Genomic DNA, 2,836 nt, shown 5'->3' with positions numbered 1-2,836 from the left:
GTTTCGTCGAAACCTCGGCTTCCCGCCCAGCGTTTTTTGCAGACGCCGAATCTTCCACCTAGTTGCCAGTGATGTCTGGTTCTCAACATGTCGGGTCGTAATAGCGGGAGCTAGCACATCATTTGAGATTAGTATCGGTGACCAAAGTGCGGAGATGAGACTGTGATCGAGCGTGTCGTCCGCATCTCGTTATAGAACTAATTCTTATTACGGAACCTACTGTGCCAGAAGTGTTGCCGCGATTAGTCGCTCTGCGGACATGTTCGAAGGGCGAGCAAAACTTATCTACATGCTTAGGGCGCTCTGCTCAGGAGCTTCCTGGCGCTCACAAGCCATTTACGAATTCGGTACCTACGGTATCGATCCCGGGTCTGCATTTCAGTTTGCAAGCTTGATGGACGCGATTTCTCAGCAACGTCCACATGTGGCGATTCTGTCGCCGACCTCTTCGGTGATCACGGTCGACGAATTAAACCTCTTGAGTTTGCTGCGCCGGGCAGCGAAGGAGAGGAGCGTCTCTGACGACGCGTCAGATCTCGGCTTCAGCATGCCTACAGAGCTGAGGGGGTTGTTGGATCTCTGCGGTGCCGCTTTGTTCCAAGCGAGCTTCAAATTCCAATCACGTCCGATGCTGAGCGATGGCTGGGACGGGGCAGGTAGAGCTGAAACACCATCGCAAAGCGGCGTAGACGCGGCGCGTCGAATTAGACGTGCGACTATCCAAAGTATCACTGAGCGATCTCCAGGGATGTTGCGCATGACGTTGTCTGGTGCGGACTTGAAGACGATGAATGTGTCGTCTCCAGCCATGTGGGTGAAATTGTTCCCAGGCCATGACGGTAGTCCAGATTCAGCAGCACCAATCGGTCGCGCGTACACCATCAGGAAACATGAAGTGGAACAGGGCCGCATCACGATCGATGTATCTCTGGATAGCGGAGGGATGTTGGCCACGTGGGCGAAGCTTGCCTATGTAGGTGATCTCTGCGGCGTCGCCGGCCCTCGAGGCGGGTTTGATGCATTTCCCTCGGACTGTGAGACATTGCTTGTCGCTGGTGATATGTCCGGTGTACCGGCGATAGAGGCCATTGTGGAGAGTGCGCCGGAGCATGTAGAAGTCCAAGCCTTCGTCGTCGCTAAACCAGAGGATTGCAACTTGGAGATCCGACTAGGTGGAAATCGGATCATCCGATGGGTAGACCCTGGAAACGACCCGACTATTGCAAATCATCTGCTACGTGATGCGGTGGTGGCACAGGTCGCGTTTCGTCGAAGCGCTTACGTGTGGGCTGCAGGTGAAGCGTCCCTTATTCGTGAGTTGCGCCGCGGCTTGATTACGTCGCTTCAGGTCAATCCAAGACGGATCACGACCACGGGGTATTGGAAGCGCGGCGAACGGGATTACCGTGATGCGGCCGCGGGCTGAGTGGTAGCAACGTTAAATATCGGTGTAGGCAATCATGCTGTATTTAGATCTCTTCAAGTCATTTGAATCGATTCGCTGGGATATGGAATCTGATATACCGTGGGAGCGCTTCGACGGTGCATTGCTATCTGATGAACAAGCGCACACGATCAAGATGAACGCGATCACTGAATGGTCAGCGTTACCCGCATCCGAGATGTTCTTGCGTGACAACCGTCGCGACAGTGACTTCAGTGCTTTCATTAGCATATGGTTTTTTGAAGAGATGAAGCACGCCGCGGTACTCATGGAGTACCTCCGGCGCTTCAAACCAGAATACTTGCCGACGGAAAGCGAGCTGCATGCCATTCGCTTTACGTTTTACCCCGCACCGGCGAACGAAACGCTGATGCTCCATTTTTGTGGAGAGATTCGTCTAAATCATTGGTATAGACGCGCGTCGGAATGGCACTCTGAGCCTGTCATCAAACACATTTATGACACGATTTCGCGTGACGAGGCGCGCCATGGTGGTGCCTATCTCAGGTTCATGAAGCGGGCGATTGAAGAAAGTCCGTATGAAGCAAAGAGCGCATTTGCCAAAATGGGGATGTTGATGGCATCTGGTCGGAGTCGCTCCAGGGCGATGCATCCTACGACACTGCACGTGAATAAAGACGAATTTCCGCGCGACACCATTCAATCGCGGCTACCCGATCCAGATTGGCTGAATAACTGGCTTGATGAGCAAATTAAGTTTGATGACGAGTGGGAGGAGCGAGTAGCGAAGCGTATTCGTCATAATTTGTCGCTTTTATTTGGGGTGACGCTTGATTCGGCGCGAGATCTGAACAGATTTAGAAAAAACGCTTGATAGTGCGAGAGCCGCGGGACAAGGCGGGTAAGATGAGAAGCACGCGACAAAGAAAATTGCCCAATGCATTGGATCACACTGGCGATGCTGGGACAAGGAATAGCACGTGGCATAGCGTCTTTGCGCTTGCAAGTCTTTATGTCTCGTTCGGAATTATCTTCGGGGTGCTGGAATTCACCGTGCCTCCTGTGCTTTTAGAGCGAGGTGTCGATCTTGCAAAGATGGGCTGGCTTGCAGCGCTATATCTACCCTTTGGTCTAACTTTTCTCATTGGGCCGCTGGTCGATCGTGGCATTCGTGAGTGGGGAATCTCGCGGCTTACCTGGGTATCCATTGCTCAACTATGTTGCTCCATCGGCTTGTTCACTATTGGACTGGGGGAGGGCAGCAATGCCGCGACGCTTTTTTTCATCGGGCTAGTGGTGTGCTTTTCCTTGGCGACCATGGATTTGGCTTTGGACGCGTTGGCGGTAAAGCTGGTCGGCGACGATCAGCGGATGAATCTTGCCGCGATTAAGGTTGGAGCACTTGCGATTGGCGGTGTTCTCGGTGGTGGC

3 protein-coding genes are annotated in these 2,836 nt (G+C 53.1%); all 3 read left to right on the top strand.

Translation table 11 applies throughout. The features are described from left to right. Positions 1 to 394: 394 nt before the first annotated feature. Positions 395 to 1,426, top strand: coding sequence for a siderophore-interacting protein (locus WM40_RS26195; protein WP_046154512.1), 1,032 nt, complete (start codon positions 395 to 397; stop codon positions 1,424 to 1,426). Between the two features lie 34 nt (positions 1,427 to 1,460). Continuing rightward, positions 1,461 to 2,279 carry an acyl-ACP desaturase gene (locus WM40_RS26190; RefSeq protein ID WP_046154511.1) on the top strand — a complete coding sequence of 273 codons (819 nt, stop codon included), beginning with the start codon at positions 1,461 to 1,463 and terminating at the stop codon, positions 2,277 to 2,279. A 32-nt stretch (positions 2,280 to 2,311) separates the two neighbouring features. Further along, a partial coding sequence (locus WM40_RS26185; RefSeq protein WP_046154510.1) for a hypothetical protein occupies positions 2,312 to 2,836 on the top strand: 525 nt, incomplete at its 3' end.

This window comes from Robbsia andropogonis (assembly GCF_000970345.1).
In the GTDB taxonomy this organism is placed as follows: Bacteria; Pseudomonadota; Gammaproteobacteria; order Burkholderiales; family Burkholderiaceae; genus Robbsia; species Robbsia andropogonis.
The sequence above is the reverse complement of the archived record's forward strand: the minus strand, read 5'-3'. Positions and strand labels throughout refer to the sequence as shown.